Below are 16,114 nucleotides of genomic sequence, written 5' to 3' on the forward strand. Positions count from 1 at the left end.
TGTTTTCAAAGTGGGACGCCGCCGCGACGCTGCCCAGCCGCGCTCATGGCAAGGCGGCGGCCGAAGGGCGATGCGGGACATCGTTCGAGGCCGGCAACGCAGCCAGGGGTGCGGCTGGGCAGCGTCCCGAAGGGCAAGGGGCGGCGCCCCTTGCGCGGCCACGCCCAACTTTGAAAACAGGCCCTAATGGACGGCAGATCTCCAGGGCTGGGTCCGGATCGCCTCCGCTTCCCGGTCCAGCCACCAGTCCAACCGCTGCTGAGTGGCCTCCCGGCCGAACCGCTCCTCCGCCAGGCTCCGGTAGGCCTGGGCGTGGCCGGCCTCGCACCGTTCCAGCTCCAGCAGGAAGGCCAGCCAGCCCGTGGATCCCAGGGCGAGATGGCCCACCGCTGCGCGCTCCAGCAGCCAGAGTCGCTCGCAACTGCGGGCCTCGATGAGGGCGGCGATGAGCAGCTGGTCCAGCAGCCCCTTGGAGGCCGACCGATGGAGCGCCTGAGCGTAGGGGTTCCCCCGGTCGGGACGCAGGGTCCAGCCGAAACCCTGAAGCCCCTCCAGCACGCGCCGGTAGTGATCCAGCTCCTCCTCCGCCAGCCGCTCCAGCAAGGCGGCGGCCCGGGCCATGTCGCCCAGGTGGCGGGCCAGGTTCAGAGCGGTGAGGGCCGCCTTCTTCTCGCAGTGGGCGTGGTCGGACAGCAGGGCTTCGGGGTCCGCCAGAGCGGCCTCGGCCCATTCGGGGGGAGTCTCGGCCCGGAGGGCCAGGGGTGGCGTGAAGGCGTTCATGGCCTTGCTCCAGTGAAGCTGTTCAAGCCCAGGGCGCAGGCGATCACCGCGCCACCGGCAGCCAGTCTCGGCCAGTCCACGGCTTCACGGAACACCAGGCCCGAGGCCAGGATGGCCAGGGGGATTTTCATGTTGTTGAAGATGGCCAGGGTACCGATGTCCGTCCGCCGGGCCCCGGCGTTGAAGAGAAAGAAACCCAGGCCCGACGCCACGGCGCCGAGGTAGACCAGCACCGCCCATTGGCGCAGGCCCATGGCGGAGATCCGGGCCCAGGGGATGGAAGGCGCGGCCATGGCCACGGCCACCACGGAAGCCCCAAGGTAGAGCAGGCCCATGAGGTCGCGGTCCCGCTTGCCCGACGCGGGCGCCAGGCGCCGGTAGAGCACCTGTCCCAGGGCGAAGCAGAGGTTCGCGGCCTGCATGAGCAGGAAGCCCAGGAGGATCCCGCGCCGCCCCAGTCCCGACCACACGCAGATGCCAGTCCCCAGCACCGCCAGGGCGGCCGTGAGGAGGAACATCCACGACATGCGGCCGTCCAGCAGGTCGCTCACCAGGGTCACGAAGAGGGGCGTGAAGATGGTGAAGAGCGCCACCTCGGAGGAGCGCAGCCAGTGGAAGGATGCGATGTAGAGCAGGTACATCAGGCCGAACTGGAGGGCGCCGATGCCGGCGAAGGCCAGGACCTGCCTTCGCGTGAGGCCCCTGGAATCCAGGAAGGGGAGGAACACCAGGGCCGCCAGGAGGGTCCGCATGGCCGTCACGAAGGGCGCCCCGAGCCCGCTCACCTGAGCCGTGAGACCGAAGGAGAGGGCCCAGAGCATCGAGACGATCATCAACAGGGACATGGAGCTCCGGGGCGGATTCAGTTCAGTCGAGGCTTCGCCCCAGTTTCAGGAAGATCTCCCGCCAGGGCTCCGGCAGGGCTTCGGCATCCCGGCCGATGGTGCCCTCGTCGCCGCGCACGAACGGGCCCGTGCGCCCCGCGGCCCCGAGGGAGGCCACGTTGCGCAGCGTGGCCTCCGCCAGGGGAAGCAGGCCCCGCCCAGGCAGCGCCACGCCGCGGGCGCGCAGCAGGGCCTCGGCTCCCAGCCACAGGGAGGCTGCATGGCCCGAGGTGAGCACCGCCGCCGCGTGGTAGAGGGGCTTCAGCTCCGCGGGCAGGTCGAAGGCCGCGAACCCCAGATCCCCGAAAGCCCTCCGAAGGCCGTCCGGCACCGCGCCCGTGATGGCCAGGGGCGTGCCCTTCCAGTCCCGGGCCTGCCCGTCGAAGCTGGTGAGCGGATGAGCACAGGGCACGTCAGGCAGATGCAGGCTTCCCGCCAGGTGCACGCAACGCCCGGGGAAGGCCTGGGCCAACTCAGCCACCGCCCGGTCCGGCACCGCCAGGAGCACCAGGCCCCCCGGCCGGGCGCCGTGATCCAGCAGCCCCGCCCGCGGCCCCCAGGCCGCTGCCAGCGCGCGGCCGGCACGGCCCCGGCCCAGGATGGTGAACTCGGGAGTCATGGAGATAGTGTGGCGCAAATCGGTCTCCAGTCCTCTGTCTTCAGTCCTCGGTCTTCAGTCTTCAGTCTCTCTAGACTGTTTCCATGCCGCGCCCCTCACCCGCCCCCTGGGCCCTGCCGCCCGAGCTGCCCTGGCCGCGGTTCCTGCGGATGCTTCGGCATCCGGAGCCGCCCCGGGGATGGCTGGAGGCGGCGGCGGACCTTCCTGAGCTGAAGAAGCGTCCCCTGCTCCTCCGGTGGATCGCCCAACACCCGAAGGCGACGGCCCACCTGCGCGCCTCGCTCATGGTGCGCCTGCCCTGGAGGGCCCTGGCGGCGGTGGCGGTGGATGCGGCGGCCCACCCCCAGGCGCGCCAACAGGCCATCGAAAAGCTCCAGCAGCAGTGGGCGGCCATGACCACCGGCGAGCGCCGCAGCCTGGCCCTGCACGCCCCGCGGCCCTTGTGGGCCCTGGTGTGGCGGGCCCCCGACGGAGGCGTACTCGCCGCTTTCCTGCAGAACCCCAAGCTGGGCCTGGAGGCCCTGGTGGCCCTCATCCAGCCACCCCTGCGCCCCGCCCAGGCCGATGCCCTGGCCACCTCGCGCTGGCGCGAGGCCGGCCCCGTGGCGGACCAGGTATTGCGTGCTTTGGACCGCAGCCTGGGTCTGCCGGAATCCGGCCTAGCCCTCGGACACGCCGCCCCCTGGATCAGGGCCCTGGACGAGGAGGCCCGCATCCTCGCCGCCAGCCGGATCCTGACGCCCGCCCTGCGCCGGATGGTGCACCCGAGGAGGGAACCGGAGGGCTGAAGGCGCAAGAAGGGCCTCCGGAGAGGTTGATCACTCGAAGACCTTCTCCTCGGGGGCGTCGGCGTTCTCCGCGTCGGCCTCCAGGTCGCGGCCGGGCCGGGGCGCTTTGAGGAACTCGCGGCAGAACTCGTGCTGGATGACGAGGTCCATGATCTCGTTGGTTCCTGTCCAGATGAGGATGAGGCGGATGTCGCGGAGGAGGCGCTCCAGCGGGTAGACATTGGTGTAGCCGATGCCGCCCATCACCTGCATGGCGTGGTTCACCACGGTCCACGCGGTGTCCGTGGCGAACTTCTTGGACTCGGACACCATGCGGCGGACGCGCCCCGGGGCGAGGCCGCCGTGGTCGATGGCGCGGCCCGTCTCCCGGCACAGGGCGCGGGCCGCCTCGAGCTGCGTGAGGGACTCGGCGATCTTGAAGGAGACGCCCTCGAAGCGCCGGATCTCCTGGCCGAAGGCCTTGCGCTTCGCCGCGTAGCGCGCGGCGATCTCGAGGCCGGCGCGGGCCATGCCCAGGGCGCCGCCCGCGCTGGTCATGCGCTCGGGGATCATCATCTGGTCGAAGACCGCGGCCCCCTGGCCGATGCCCGCTTCGCCTCCGAGGACCTGGGACACGGGCACCCGGCAGTTCCGGAACCGGAGGCGGCCGGTGCCGCCGCCCCGGGTGCCCATCAGGCCATAGACGTGCTCCACGGTCACGCCCTCGCCCCGGTCGACGAGGAAGGCCGTGATGGACCGCCGGGGGTCGCCGTCCTCCGAGGTGCGGGCGTAGACCAGGAAAACGTCCGCCCCCTCGGCGCCCACCACGAACCGCTTCTGGCCCTCGAGGAGGAAGGCGTCCCCATCCCGGACGGCGCAGGTGGCGGCTCCGAAGAAGTCCGACCCGCCCCGGGGCTCCGTCAGGGCCTCCGCGGGCGCCAGCCGCCCCGCGATCATGGGCGCCAGGTAGCGGCGCCGCTGTTCCTCCGTTCCGAAGTGGACCAGCGCCTCCCCCACGATGGACACCAGCGAGTAGAGACACCCGAGGGAGGTGCCCAGGACCCCGACCTCCTCCAGGGCGGCCAGCTCGGCGGTCCAGGGCAGCGCGCGGCCCCCGTAGGCCTCGGGGAAGCGCAGCCCCAGAAGCCGCCGTCGTCCGGCATCCACGAGGAAATCCATGGGATACCGCACCCGCTCCGCGTCCATGTCCAGCAGGAGATCCCGGGGTACGGCCTTGACGAAGGCCCGGACCTCCTCCCGGAGCCCTCGGGCCCGCTCGTCCAGCAGTTCGTCCAGGAAGGTGGTCATGGCGCCTCCGGCCCTTTCAGCAGCGCTTCAGCACCTCGGCCACGCAGCGCTCGATGCCGACCCAGACATCCGACAGCCGGGCGTCATCGAACATGTAGGCCGGTGTGGTGACGAGCTTGCAGGCCTCGTCGATGACGATCTCCCGCGAATCGGGCGTGTCCTTGTGGTGCTGGCCCAGCTTGTTCACGGCCGCGGCGCAGCCCTCGTCATTGCCCAGAGTTAGGTCGGCGGAAGCCCGGCCGGAGAGCGCCAGGGCCACCAGGGCCGGGGCGATGCAGATGGCGCCCACGGGTTTCTTCGCGTCGAAGAAGGCCCGCACGAAGGCGGCCACATCGGGCCGCACGTCGGCTTCGGCGCCCTTGAAGGCAAAGCTGCAGTGGTTCTTGGCGACACCGTACCCGCCAGGCATCACCAGGGCGTCGTAGTCGGTGGCCTTGGCCTGAGCCAAGTCCAGGCACTGGCCCACCCGGGCGATGCGGCTGGACTCCTCCAGGATGTTGCGGGTGGCGCCGGGCACGGGCTGGCCCGTGACGTGGTTGATGACGTGGTGCTGGTCCGCGTTGGGCGCGATGCACTGGAAGGCCGCCCCGTGCTGATCCAGGGCCAGCAGCGTGAGCACCGCCTCGCGCACCTCCGCGCCGTCCAAATGGCCGCAACCGGCCAGCAGCACCGCGACCTTGGGGGTCTTCGCCATGGGAGCCTCCTGATGGGTGGGTCGATTATCCCGCGAAAGACAAACCGCCAACCGCAGAGAACGTGGAGAGCGCAGAGGAAAAACATTCCTTCCTCCGCGTTCTCAGCGTTCTCCGCGGTGAGCCAGCGGTTCGATTAACCTAGCCCCATGCACCTTTCCTCGCGCCTCCCGCATGGTTTCGAGCCCAACGCCCTGTCGGCGATGCTGGTCCGCCTGCGGCGGGAGGGCCGGGAGGTCCTGGATCTCACGGTGTCGAACCCCACCCGCTGCGGGTTCACCTATCCCGAGGCGGAGATCCGCTCGGCGCTGTCCACGCCCGCGGTGCTGGCCTACGATCCCGATCCGATGGGTTCCCGGGCCGCCCGGGAGGCCGTGGCGACCCACCACGATCACGGCCTGCGGGCGGAGGACCTGCTGCTCACAGCCTCCACCAGCGAGGGCTACAGCCTGCTCTTCAAGCTGCTGGGCGATCCCGGCGACGAGATCCTGGTGCCCAGCCCCAGCTACCCGCTCTTCGAGTGGCTGGCGCGCCTGGAAGGCCTGCACGCCCGGCCCGTGCCCTCCTACTTCCATGACCGCTGGCACCTCGACCTGGGCGCCATGGAGGGCGCGGCGGGCCCCCGCACCCGGGCGGTAGTGGTGGTGAACCCCAACAATCCCACGGGACACTTCCTGTCCAGGGCCGAGTGGGACGGTCTCACGGCCCTCTGTGCCCGCCGGGGCCTGGCCCTGCTGGTGGATGAGGTCTTCGCGGACTACGCCCTGGAAGCTCCAGCGGACCGGCTCCCCACGGCCCTGGAGGATGCGGCGCCGCCCTGCCCGGTCTTCATGCTGTCAGGCCTCAGCAAGGTGGCGGCCCTCCCGCAGCTCAAGCTGGGCTGGATCGCCGTGCGCGGCGCTGGTGCCGAGGCGCACCTGGAGGCTCTGGCCTTCCTGGCGGACCAATACCTGTCCGTCTCCGCCCCGGTCCAAGCCGCGGCCCCCGCCCTCCTGGCCCTGGCACCCGCGGTCCGCTCCCAGGTGCGCGCGCGGCTCTCTGTCAACCTCGCAACCCTGGATGCCGCGCTCGCCGGGTACCCCCACCTCACCCGGCTGCCCGTGGAGGGCGGCTGGTCCGTCCTGCTGCGCCGCCCTGCCGTGGACGCGGATGAGGCCTGTGCCCTGCGCCTGCTCGAGCAGGCAGAGGTGCTCACGCACCCGGGTTCCTTCTTCGACCTGCCGGGGGACGGCCACCTGGTGCTGAGCCTGCTCACTCCGGAAACGAACTTCCGGGAAGGCCTCAACCGGATTCTTCCGATCCTCTGACATAATCGGCCATCCCCATGAGCCCCCTCGCCTCCTGCCCCAGCTGCGGTGCCCCCCTGAGCTTCCGGCCCGGGACCATGGTGGCCGTCTGTTCCTACTGCAAGGCCCTGGCGGCCCGGCGCGATCGCAACCCTGAGCTGATCGGCAAGGTGGCCGACCTGGTGGACACGGGTTCGCCCCTGGGCCTGGGCGCCACCGGGCGCCATGCGGGGCGCTCGTTCACCCTGGCGGGCCGGGTGCAGCTGAAGCACCCCCTGGGCGGCGTGTGGGACGAGTGGTACCTGGCTCTCGATGATGGCCGCTGGGGCTGGCTGGCGGAGGCCCAGGGCCGCTTCTACCTCACCTTCACCCAGACGCCCCACGGAACCCTGCCCGCTCCGGCCGACCTGCAACCGGGCGGCCTGGCGGATCTGGGGCCCGATGGGCTCTGGACCGTGGACGAAGTGAGCGAGGCCGCCTTCCACAGCGCCGAAGGCGAGATTCCCTGGGCCGTGGAGCCGGGCGCCACCTACCGCTACGCCGACCTCTCGGGTCGCAACGGCGCTTTCGCCACCCTGGACTACGGCGAAGAGCCGCCCCTCTTCTTCCTGGGCCGCGAGGTGTCGCTGGCGGAGCTGGGCATCCAGGGCGGCACGCGGAAGCCGCCCAAGGCGGGCACGCAGGCCCTCAACTGCCCCAAGTGCGGCGGCGCCCTGGCCCTGCGGGCTCCGGACCAGACCCAGCGGGTGGGCTGCCCCAGCTGTGGCAGCCTGCTATCGGCTGAAAACGGAAAGCTCGCCTTCCTCAAGAGCCTGCAGCAGCCCCGCCAAGATGTGGTCATCCCACTGGGTGCCGAGGGCAACCTGCGCGGCGAGCCGGTCACCTGCATCGGCCAGCTGCGCCGGAGCTGCACCATCGAGGGCACGGCCTATCCCTGGAACGAGTACCTGCTGCTGGACAGCCGCCACGGCTTCCAGTGGCTGGTGCAGAGCGAGGGCCACTGGAGCCTGGCCGTGGCGGTGGCGCCCGGCGAGATCCCCCAGGCCCGCGATGGCCAGAAGAACCTCTCGGCCCAGGGACGCAACTGGCGGCGCTTCCAGGATGTCGAAGCGATCGTCGAAGGCGTGTGGGGCGAGTTCTACTGGCAGGTGGAGCAGGGCGAGCGGGTGGAGGTGACCGAGTTCGTGGCCCCGCCCCAGAGCCTCACCCGCGAACGCCAGGCCCACAAGGGCGGAGGCGGCGAGGTGAACTGGAGCCTCTCCACCTACCTCGCGCCGACGGAGGTCTGGTCCGCCTTCAAGCTGCCGGGCGCCCCGCCGGAACCCATCGGCATCGCGTCCTTCCAGCCCAACCCCCACAAGGTCGCCCTCACGAAATCAGCCCTCTGGCTGGTGGGTGCCCTGGGCCTGCTGCTGCTGCTCGTGATGGCGGAATCCATCACGCACCGCAACACGGAGCTGTTCCACCGGCAACTGGACCTGTACGACCTGGCCCGCATCCAGACCGAGGCCCCCGGCGCAGCCCGCCCGGGCATCCCCGTGCGCAGGCCGCCGACCCCGGCGGTTCCAGCGGCTCCCGTGGCCCCGGCGGAACCCCAGGAGCCGGTGTTCTTCTCGGATCCCATCGAGATCAAGGACGGCCACCAGAACCTGGCGGTCACCCTCAACGCCCCAGTGAGCAACAGCTGGGTGGGCGTGGAGGGGGCCCTGGTGAGCGAGACCACGGGCGTGGCGGAGCTCTTCCTGGTGGAATCGAGCTGGTACCACGGTGTGGATGGCGGCGAGTCCTGGTCCGAAGGCGGCCGCACCGACACGGTGTTCCTCAGCGCCGTGCCGCCGGGAAGCTACGTACTGCGTCTCGCGCCCCAGTGGGACGGGAAGGTACCGCCCGTCCGGCTGATCGATGTGAGACTGCGCCAGGGGGTCATGCGCTGGCTCTACCCGGGCCTGGCCCTGCTGGCCATCCTGCTCGTGCCCCTGTTCATGGTGTTCCGCCTGGTCGCCTTCGAGAGCCGGCGCTGGCAGGAGAGCATGTACGCGCCGAACGCGGGCGCTTCCGGGAGTGACGACTGATGCGGATCCTCTACCTGCTCTTCCTCGGCGGCGGGTTCAGCCTCATGGTGGCCAACGGCTTCTTCGGCCGCGAATTCTTCGGGAACCGCCGCCGCGCCGACCTGCCGCCCAGCGTGCGCCAGACGCCCGGCGCCTATCGCACCTTCCTGCACAACAACGGATTCCACGGGGGTAAGTGATGATCACGGACCAACTGCTCCACCAGCTCCTCGTCGCCGCCATCTTCTCCGTCCTCGGCCTCGTCATCCTCGGCGTGGTCTGGCTCATCCTCGTGAAGGTCCTGCCCTTCTCCCTCCGCAAGGAGATGGAGGACGACCAGAACGTGGCCCTGGGCATCGTCCTCGGCAGCCTCATCCTGGGCATCAGCCTCATCATCGCCGCCGCGATCCATGGGTGAATCTGGACCAGAGGCACCCGCACCGACGCTCAAGGCGCCGCTGCTGTTCATCAGCGTGCTTCTCATCGCCAGCTGCGGGCTGATCTACGAGCTGGTGGCCGGCACCCTGTCGAGCTACCTGCTGGGCGACTCGGTCATGCAGTTCTCCACGGTGATCGGGGTGTACCTCAGCGCCATGGGGCTGGGGTCCTATCTCTCGAAGTTCATCCAGCGGGGGCTGGCGCGGCGCTTCGTGGACCTGGAGCTGGGCGTGGCCCTGGTGGGCGGCTTCTCCGCGCCCATCCTCTTCCAGGCCTTCGCCCACACCCACGCCTTCCGGGTGGTGCTCTACGGCGTGGTGATGGTCGTAGGCACACTGGTGGGCTTGGAGATCCCCATCCTCATGCGCATCCTCAAGAACCAGGTGCGCTTCAAGGATCTCATCGCGGGCGTGCTCACCCTCGACTACATGGGCGCGCTGTTCGCCTCGATCCTCTTCCCCCTGCTCTTCATGCCCAAGCTTGGTCTGGTGCGCACCAGCCTGTTCTTTGGCCTGCTGAACGCCACCGTGGGCCTCTGGTGCACCTACCTGCTGGCCACGCAGCTGGGGCCCACGCGGCTGATCCGCCTGCGCTGCCTGGCGGTCATGGCCCTGCTGGCGGTGGGCCTGGCGTTCGCCGGAAAATTCACGCTGGTGCTGGAGGAGGAGGTCTTCGCCGACGAGATCGTCTACGCCCGGGACAGCCCCTACCAGCGCATCGTGCTCACCCGGGGCCGGGGCAGCTTCCAGCTCTTCCTCAACGGAAACCTGCAGTTCTCCAGCGCCGACGAGTACCGCTACCACGAGGCCCTGGTGCATCCCGCCTTCGGCGTGAAGCCGGATGCGAAGCGGGTGCTCATCTGCGGTGGCGGCGACGGCCTGGCCGTGCGCGAGGTGCTGAAGCACCCCTCCGTCCAGGAGATCGTGCTGGTGGACCTGGACCCCGCCATGACCGACATGGCCCGGTTCCAGCCCATGGTGCGCCAGCTCAACGGGGCCTCCCTGGAGGACCCCCGCGTGAAGGTGATCAACGCCGACGCCATGGTCTGGCTCCAGGAGACCTCGGGACCACCCTTCGACCTGGCCCTGGTGGACTTCCCCGACCCCAACACCTACGCCCTGGGGAAGCTCTACACCTCCCGGTTCTACCGCCTGCTCCAGCGTCGCCTCACCGATGACGCCATGATCGCCGTGCAGAGCACCTCGCCCCTCATGGCGCGGGAATCCTTCTGGTGCATCGCCGCCACCATGGAGGCCGCGGGCCTGAAGGTGCATCCCTACCACCTGGCCGTGCCCTCCTTCGGCGTCTGGGGCTTCGCCCTGGCCTCCAGGCGCGATTTCGCCATCCCCACGCACGTGCTGCCGGGCCTGCGCCACCTGTCCGACGAGACCACGGCGGCCATGTTCGCCTTCCCCAGGGACATGGACCGCGTGCCGACCGAGGTGAACCGCCTCGACAACCAGGTGCTGGTCCACCTCTACGCCCGGGAGTGGCGGCGGTGGTCGTGAGGCCCCAGCCGTGAAGCGCCGCGACTTCCTCGCCACAAGTGCGCTGTCTGCGGCAGCCCTGGCCTGCCGGCGGAAACCCGAGTTCCCGTTCCAGGGCGAGCTGGTGGGGCCGGATCTGGCCCTGGGCCACTGGCTTCGCGGCGGGGCATTCCCGGATCCGGAGCGCTTCGAGCCGGTTTCCGTGGTGGTGGTGGGCGGCGGCGTGGCCGGCCTCAGCGCCGCCTGGCGCCTGGCGGGCGCCGGCATGGACGACTTCCACCTGCTGGAACTGGAGCGGGAACCGGGCGGGACCTCCCGCTCGGGGCGCAACCACGTGAGCGCCTTCCCCTGGGCCGCCCACTACCTGCCTGTGCCGGATCGCGGGAACCACGCGGTGTTGCGCCTGCTGGACGAGTGCGGCGTCCTGGAGGGCTTCGACGCCAAAGGCGACCCGCGCTTCGCGGAGGAGGCCACGGTGCGGTCTCCCGAGGAGCGGATCTTCGCCTACGGCCAGTGGTGGGAAGGGCTCTACCTGCGAGCCGGAGCCAGCGCCGAGGATGAGCGCCAGTACCACGCCTTCTTCCACGAGGTCGATCGCTGGGCGGCGTTCCGCGACGCGAAGGGGCGTCCGGCCTTCAGCATCCCGCGTTCCCGCTGCTCGGACGCGCCGGAGGCGATGGCCCTGGACGGCCTCTCCTTCGCCGCCTGGCTCGACGCCCGCGGTTTCTCCTCACCGCGCCTGCGCTGGTTGCTGGACTACGCCTGCCGCGACGACTATGGCTCCCGGCTGGACACCACCAGCGCCTGGGCGGGCCTCTTCTACTTCGCGGCCCGGAAGCAGGGACCCGGCGAGGACTCCCGGCCCCTGCTCACCTGGCCCGAAGGCAACGGCTTCCTCGTGGACCACCTGCGCCGGCCCCTCGGCGACCGGCTCCGTTGCGGCGTGATGGCCGTGGCCATCCGCGGGGAGAAGGACGGCGTCCTGGTCGCCGCCTGGGATCACCTGAACCAGCGGCGGGTGGGCTGGAAGGCGAAGCGCGTGATCTTCGCGGGACCGCAGCATGTGGCCCGCCATGTGGTCGCGGGCCTGGCAGAGGCGCGCCCGGCCGCGGCCCGCATCCGGAACGCGCCGTGGATGGTGGCCAACCTCACCCTGCGTGCGCGCCCCAAGGAACCCACCTTCCCCCTGGCTTGGGACAACGTGCTCCGCGACAGCGAGGCCCTGGGCTACGTGGCCGCCACGCATCAGAGCCTGAAGGACTACGGGCCCACGGTGCTCACCTGGTACAGGCCCTTCGCGGGCGCCGACTGCGATGCGGAACGGGCGAGGCTCCGCGCCCTGGACTGGCCCGCCTGCGCCCGCATGGTGATGGAGGACCTCCGTCCGGCCCACCCGGACCTCGAGGGCCTGGTGGCGCGGCTGGACGTGATGCGCTGGGGCCACGCCATGGTACGGCCCGAACCCGGCCTCCTGTGGGACCCCGCCTTCCGGGCGCTCGCCCGGCCCTTCGGAGCGGTCCACTTCGCCCACACGGAGCTCAGCGGCCTGGCCCTCTTCGAGGAGGCCCAGGACCATGGTGTGCGGGCCGCCGAAGAGGTGCTGGCCGCCTCAGGACGCCGCGGCGAGAGCTGGCGCTAGCTCCTGCATCTTCTCCACCAGCCGGGCCTCGCCCCCGGCGGAGACGGTGACGATCCAGATCCAGTCGTAGGTTCCCAGCGGCCAGTAGGGCACGGGCCCCTTCACACCCAGGGAGCGGACGAGTTTCTTCATGAGGTCGTGGTGCCAGCAGACGATCACCGTCTGGCCCCGATGGTCGCGGAGGATCTCCGCCGCCAGGGCTCCGCTGCCGTCCTTCGGCCGAACGAGGGGCGCCAGGCCCAGCCGGGCCGCGGTGGGGGCGAGGGTCTGCTGCGTGCGCCTCAGCTCCGACGTGTAGAGCGCCGCCGGGTGGAAACCCGCCAGCACGGGCGCCAGTGCCTGGGCCCGGCGCAGGCCGGCCTCGGCCAGGGGAGAGTCTCCATCCCAGAGAGACTGGCGTTCCGCGTGCCGCACCAGGACCACCGTGGTGTCCTGGGCTGCGAGACCGACCGCGGCGACGGTCAGCCAGAGCAAGAGGAAAGCGGATCGGACCGCGGTCATGAAACCTCCACTTCCGAGGTTAACGGAGGTGCGCCTCCCCTGTGATGGCGGACACATGATCTCCCAGTGGCATGGAAAGTCCCGACACTTGCGGCGATCTGTTTTTTCTCAGCATCTCCGGCATTGGAGCCGCCAGGCCGATTCGCGCATGTGATAACACGATTCATTGTTTTCTTTATGAACCGCTTGGAATGGATTCCCAAGGCTTGACGTCCCCTGACTCGGGGTGAGGATGGGTCCAACTCATCCAACCAAAGATCTCGGTCCCACCTCCCCGGAGGAAGGTCCATGTCCACTGCCCAGGTTCCACCCCTGAAGGCCCCGCCGGGCGAAGCCCCGCCGGCCGGAATGGAATCCCGCCTTGCGGCGCTGGCGGACGTGGTCCGAGGTCTGGAGGCCCGGGTGGGGGCCCTGGAGGCGGCGGTTCGGACCACGTCGACACCCACGGCGGTGTCCACGGCGCCATCTCCCGGAACCGCCCCCGCCGTGGATGCGCTCCTTCCGGAACCCGCCCTCCCAAGTCCCACCCGTGTCCTCGGCCTCATCGGACGGGTCTGCCTCATCCTCGGCGGGGCCTACCTCATCCGGACCCTGGTGGACGCCGGCACCCTGCCCCACGGCGTGGGCGTGGCCCTGGGACTCGCCTACGCCGCCACCTGGGCCGTGCTGGGGCGCCGGGCCCGGCGTCCTCTGGACGCCGCCTTCCGCACCCTGGCCTCCATCCTCATCGCCTACCCGCTGATCGTGGAATCCTCGACCCACTTCGGCATCCTGACCCCGGGACTGGCGGCCCTCATCCTGGTCGCCGTCGCGGCGCTGCACGCCGCCGTGGCCTGGCACAGGGACCTCCACGCCATCCTCTGGACGGCCACGCTGGCCGCCCTGGGCTCCGGCTTCATCGTGATGATGGCCCGCCGGTCCATCGAACCCTTCACCGCGGTCTTCCTCGCCCTGGGCGCCGGGGCCCTGTGGCTCACCTACGGGCGGCGATGGCATGGCCTGCGTTGGCCCACGGCCCTGGCGGCCGATGCCGGCGTACTGATCCTCACGCTCCTCGCCACCTGGCCCGGTGGCGCGCAGGGCATCTATCAGGGGCTGTCCCTGGGCCGGGCCCTGTTCCTGGCTCTGGCCCTGGTGGCCATCTACATCGGCAGCTTCGCGGTGCGGATGCTCCAGCGCCGCCGGGTGGTGAACGCCTTCGAGTTCATCCAGACGGCACTGGTCCTCCTCGTGGGCTTCGGGGGCGCCGTCCGCGTCTCCCAGGCCTCGGGCTCGGGCACGGCGCTGCTGGGCGCGGGCGTCTCCCTGGCCGGGGTGGGCTGCTACGCCGCCGCCCTCCCCTTCGTGGACGACCGGGAGGAGACCCGGGCGAACTTCAACTTCTTCACCTTCCTGGCCCTGATCTTCCTCCTGCTGGGCGGGCCCTTCGTCCTGCCCTTGCCCCTGTTCGCCACCCTCGCAGGGATTCTCGGCCTGGTGGCCATGCTGGCCGCGTTGCGCCTGCGCCGGAAGGTGCTGGTGTACCAGAGCGGCATCTACCTCACGGCCGCCGCCCTGGCCTCCGGGCTCGGCTCCTGGGCCCTGCACGTGTTCATGGATCCCGCCAGCCCCACCGCCGCCCCTTCCTTTGCGGGGTTGGCCAGCCTGGCCGCGCTGTTCGCCTCCCTGGCGGTCTTCCTGGCGCGCCGGCCGCCGGATCCCGTCACCGTCCTGATGCGCCCCGCCATCCTGGTCATGGGTGCCCTGGCCGCGGCGGGCCTTGGCGCCGTGGCGATCTGGATCTGCTGCGGCGGCAGGACCCCGGATCCCGGAGGTCTGGCCCTGGCCCGGACCCTGGTGCTGTCGGCCCTCGCCATCGCCCTGGCCTGGCTGGGGCGGCGCGTGCCCGTGCTGGAGCTGCGGTGGATGGTCTACCCGTTCCTCGCCGTCACCACGCTCAAGTTCCTGTTCGAGGACATGGCCGTGGGACGGCCCCTCACCCTCTTCCTGGCCTTCATGGGCTTCGGGGCGACGCTCATCCTCGCCCCACGCCTGTTGAAGAACCCGGCGGTCCGGGACGCGGACGAAGAGGAGGACGCCCCATGAAGCGCCCCGCCCGATCCGCCGGTCCCACCCCCATCCATCCGCCGTCCTGCGGCGCCGTTCCACGAAAGGACATCCCTATGCGCTTTCCGACCCTGTCCATGCTGGTGGCGGGTCTGCTGATGCTCCTGGGCTCAGCGGCCTTCGCGGAGCCGCCCACCGCCAAGCCGCCCGCCGGAACCCGGGTGGAGAACCCGGGAGCGCCGGAGGGCATCGAGGTGCCCAAGCCCCCCTTCAGCGAGGGCATCTTCCCCTGCACCTCCTGCCACGACGGCAAGAGCATGAAGCCGAACCTCAAGCGCCGCGAGCTGACCGACATGCACACGGACATCGTCCTGAACCACGGGCCGGCGAGCCGCTGGTGCCTGGACTGCCACGACGCCAACAGCCGCGACAACCTCCACCTGGCCAGCGGCGAGAAGGTGCCCTTCACCGCCTCCTACCTGCTCTGCGGCCAGTGCCACGGGGACAAGCTGCGGGATTGGCGAGTGGGCGTCCACGGGAAGCGCACCGGCCACTGGAACGGCGAGAAGCAGTACCTCCTCTGCGTCCACTGCCACAACCCGCATTCCCCCCGGTTCAAGCCGCTGAAGCCCCTGGCGCCGCCCGCCCATCCCGAAGAGATCCAGGCCCGGAAAGGGGGTGCCCGATGACGGACCCGAAGCCCGTCACCCCTCCCGAGAGCTGCGGCGATTCCGGCTGCGGCACCCGGCGTGAGTTCCTCGGCGCGGCCACGGCCGCCATGGCCGCCGCTCTCACAGGCTGCGGCACGCTGAGCAAGGAGGAGTTCCTCCAGCACAACTTCCGTGAGCTCTCCAAGCAGGAGGTGCTGGATGTCATCGCCCGGCTGGAGAAGGAATACAAGGCCAAGTACGGGAAGGACGTGAAGGTCGCCAACACCCCGGCCATCCCCGGCGTGATCTTCGGCTATGCCCTGGACCTCAGCCGCTGCATCGGCTGCCGGCGCTGCGTCCACGCCTGCGTGAAGGAGAACAACCAGTCCCGGGATCCCGAAGTGCAGTGGATCCGCGTCCTCCAGATGGACAAGGAGGAGGGCGTCAACCTCCAGCACGCGGACCAGTACTACAACCCGGAGGAGGTGCCCCAGGAGGGCCACTTCTACATGCCGGTCCAGTGCCAGCAGTGCAAGAAGCCGCCCTGCACCAAGGTCTGCCCCGTGGGCGCCACCTGGCGCGAGAAGGACGGCATCGTGGTGGTGGACTACAACTGGTGCATCGGCTGCCGCTACTGCATGGCCGCCTGCCCCTACGGCGCCCGCCACTTCAACTGGGGCGAGCCCAACCTGCCCGCGGACCAGGTGAACCCCAACACCCACTACCTCGGCAATCGGCCCCGGCCCAAGGGCGTGGTGGAGAAGTGCACCTTCTGCGTCCAGCGCACCCGCAACGGCCAGTATCCGGCCTGCGTGGAGATCTGCCCCACGGGCTCCCGCAAGTTCGGCAATCTCCTCGACAAGGACAGCGAGATCCGCTACGTCCTCGAGAACAAGCGCGTCTTCAAGTTCAAGGAAGACCTGAACACCCAACCCAACTTCTTCTACTTCTACGGGGTGTAGGGCC

At 70.3% G+C, this 16,114-nt stretch carries 16 protein-coding genes; 10 read left to right on the forward strand and 6 right to left on the reverse strand.

Annotated features, from left to right (window positions below):
• Positions 1 to 183: 183 nt before the first annotated feature.
• The 3 genes from miaE to MLE42_RS10680 are packed head-to-tail and all read right to left on the reverse strand — an operon-like array spanning position 184 to position 2,301.
• Entirely contained in the window at positions 184 to 780 is a 597-nt protein-coding gene (gene miaE, locus MLE42_RS10670) for a tRNA isopentenyl-2-thiomethyl-A-37 hydroxylase MiaE (RefSeq protein ID WP_243287871.1), read from the reverse strand.
• Positions 777 to 1,625, reverse strand: a complete 849-nt coding sequence (locus MLE42_RS10675) for an EamA family transporter (protein WP_243287872.1) — start codon at positions 1,623 to 1,625, stop codon at positions 777 to 779. The genes miaE and MLE42_RS10675 overlap by 4 nt, the downstream gene beginning before the upstream one ends.
• 22 nt (positions 1,626 to 1,647) lie before the next feature.
• A complete protein-coding gene (locus tag MLE42_RS10680) occupies positions 1,648 to 2,301 on the reverse strand; it encodes a DUF2520 domain-containing protein (protein WP_243287873.1) in 654 nt (217 codons plus the stop codon).
• 65 nt (positions 2,302 to 2,366) lie between these two features.
• Between MLE42_RS10680 and MLE42_RS10685 the strand changes: the two genes are divergently transcribed.
• Positions 2,367 to 3,071 (forward strand): hypothetical protein, encoded by a 705-nt coding sequence (locus MLE42_RS10685; RefSeq protein WP_243287874.1) that lies wholly within the window; start codon positions 2,367 to 2,369, stop codon positions 3,069 to 3,071.
• Positions 3,072 to 3,101: 30 nt separating this feature from the next.
• On the opposite strand, the gene MLE42_RS10690 is transcribed toward MLE42_RS10685, so the two are convergent.
• Both MLE42_RS10690 and elbB read right to left on the reverse strand, forming a co-directional pair.
• Positions 3,102 to 4,358 (reverse strand): acyl-CoA dehydrogenase family protein, encoded by a 1,257-nt coding sequence (locus tag MLE42_RS10690; RefSeq protein ID WP_243287875.1) that lies wholly within the window; start codon positions 4,356 to 4,358, stop codon positions 3,102 to 3,104.
• A gap of 16 nt (positions 4,359 to 4,374) precedes the next feature.
• Positions 4,375 to 5,052 carry an isoprenoid biosynthesis glyoxalase ElbB gene (gene elbB / locus MLE42_RS10695; protein ID WP_243287876.1) on the reverse strand — a complete coding sequence of 226 codons (678 nt, stop codon included), beginning with the start codon at positions 5,050 to 5,052 and terminating at the stop codon, positions 4,375 to 4,377.
• 147 nt (positions 5,053 to 5,199) lie between these two features.
• Between elbB and MLE42_RS10700 the strand changes: the two genes are divergently transcribed.
• Genes MLE42_RS10700 through MLE42_RS10725 form a run of 6 tightly spaced genes read left to right on the forward strand, consistent with a single transcriptional unit; the run spans position 5,200 to position 11,951 of the window.
• Entirely contained in the window at positions 5,200 to 6,357 is a 1,158-nt protein-coding gene (locus MLE42_RS10700) for a pyridoxal phosphate-dependent aminotransferase (protein ID WP_243287877.1), read from the forward strand.
• Between the two features lie 17 nt (positions 6,358 to 6,374).
• A complete protein-coding gene (locus tag MLE42_RS10705; RefSeq protein WP_243287878.1) occupies positions 6,375 to 8,408 on the forward strand; it encodes a DUF4178 domain-containing protein in 2,034 nt (677 codons plus the stop codon).
• Entirely contained in the window at positions 8,408 to 8,587 is a 180-nt protein-coding gene (locus MLE42_RS10710; protein WP_243287879.1) for a hypothetical protein, read from the forward strand. The genes MLE42_RS10705 and MLE42_RS10710 overlap by 1 nt, the downstream gene beginning before the upstream one ends.
• Positions 8,587 to 8,805 (forward strand): DUF350 domain-containing protein, encoded by a 219-nt coding sequence (locus MLE42_RS10715; RefSeq protein WP_243287880.1) that lies wholly within the window; start codon positions 8,587 to 8,589, stop codon positions 8,803 to 8,805. The genes MLE42_RS10710 and MLE42_RS10715 overlap by 1 nt, the downstream gene beginning before the upstream one ends.
• Positions 8,798 to 10,333 carry a polyamine aminopropyltransferase gene (locus tag MLE42_RS10720; RefSeq protein WP_243287881.1) on the forward strand — a complete coding sequence of 512 codons (1,536 nt, stop codon included), beginning with the start codon at positions 8,798 to 8,800 and terminating at the stop codon, positions 10,331 to 10,333. Before MLE42_RS10715 ends, MLE42_RS10720 begins: the two co-directional genes overlap by 8 nt.
• 10 nt (positions 10,334 to 10,343) lie before the next feature.
• Positions 10,344 to 11,951 (forward strand): FAD-dependent oxidoreductase, encoded by a 1,608-nt coding sequence (locus MLE42_RS10725; RefSeq protein WP_243287882.1) that lies wholly within the window; start codon positions 10,344 to 10,346, stop codon positions 11,949 to 11,951.
• On the opposite strand, the gene MLE42_RS10730 is transcribed toward MLE42_RS10725, so the two are convergent.
• The gene (locus MLE42_RS10730) at positions 11,922 to 12,452 is read right to left on the reverse strand and encodes a SixA phosphatase family protein (RefSeq protein WP_243287883.1); all 531 of its coding nucleotides are present in this window, start codon (positions 12,450 to 12,452) and stop codon (positions 11,922 to 11,924) included. The genes MLE42_RS10725 and MLE42_RS10730 overlap by 30 nt on opposite strands.
• Before the next feature lie 288 nt (positions 12,453 to 12,740).
• Here MLE42_RS10730 and MLE42_RS10735 point away from each other — a divergent pair, with 288 nt between their 5' ends.
• The 3 genes from MLE42_RS10735 (at position 12,741) to MLE42_RS10745 (ending at position 16,110) form a co-directional block, all read left to right on the forward strand.
• Positions 12,741 to 14,537 (forward strand): DUF2339 domain-containing protein, encoded by a 1,797-nt coding sequence (locus tag MLE42_RS10735; protein WP_243287884.1) that lies wholly within the window; start codon positions 12,741 to 12,743, stop codon positions 14,535 to 14,537.
• A gap of 77 nt (positions 14,538 to 14,614) precedes the next feature.
• Positions 14,615 to 15,187, forward strand: coding sequence for a cytochrome c3 family protein (locus MLE42_RS10740; protein WP_243287885.1), 573 nt, complete (start codon positions 14,615 to 14,617; stop codon positions 15,185 to 15,187).
• Entirely contained in the window at positions 15,184 to 16,110 is a 927-nt protein-coding gene (locus MLE42_RS10745; RefSeq protein WP_243287886.1) for a 4Fe-4S dicluster domain-containing protein, read from the forward strand. Before MLE42_RS10740 ends, MLE42_RS10745 begins: the two co-directional genes overlap by 4 nt.
• Positions 16,111 to 16,114: the final 4 nt, after the last annotated feature.

Origin of the sequence: Geothrix terrae (assembly GCF_022808775.1) — a bacterium.
GTDB classification, from domain to species: domain Bacteria; phylum Acidobacteriota; class Holophagae; order Holophagales; family Holophagaceae; genus Geothrix; species Geothrix terrae.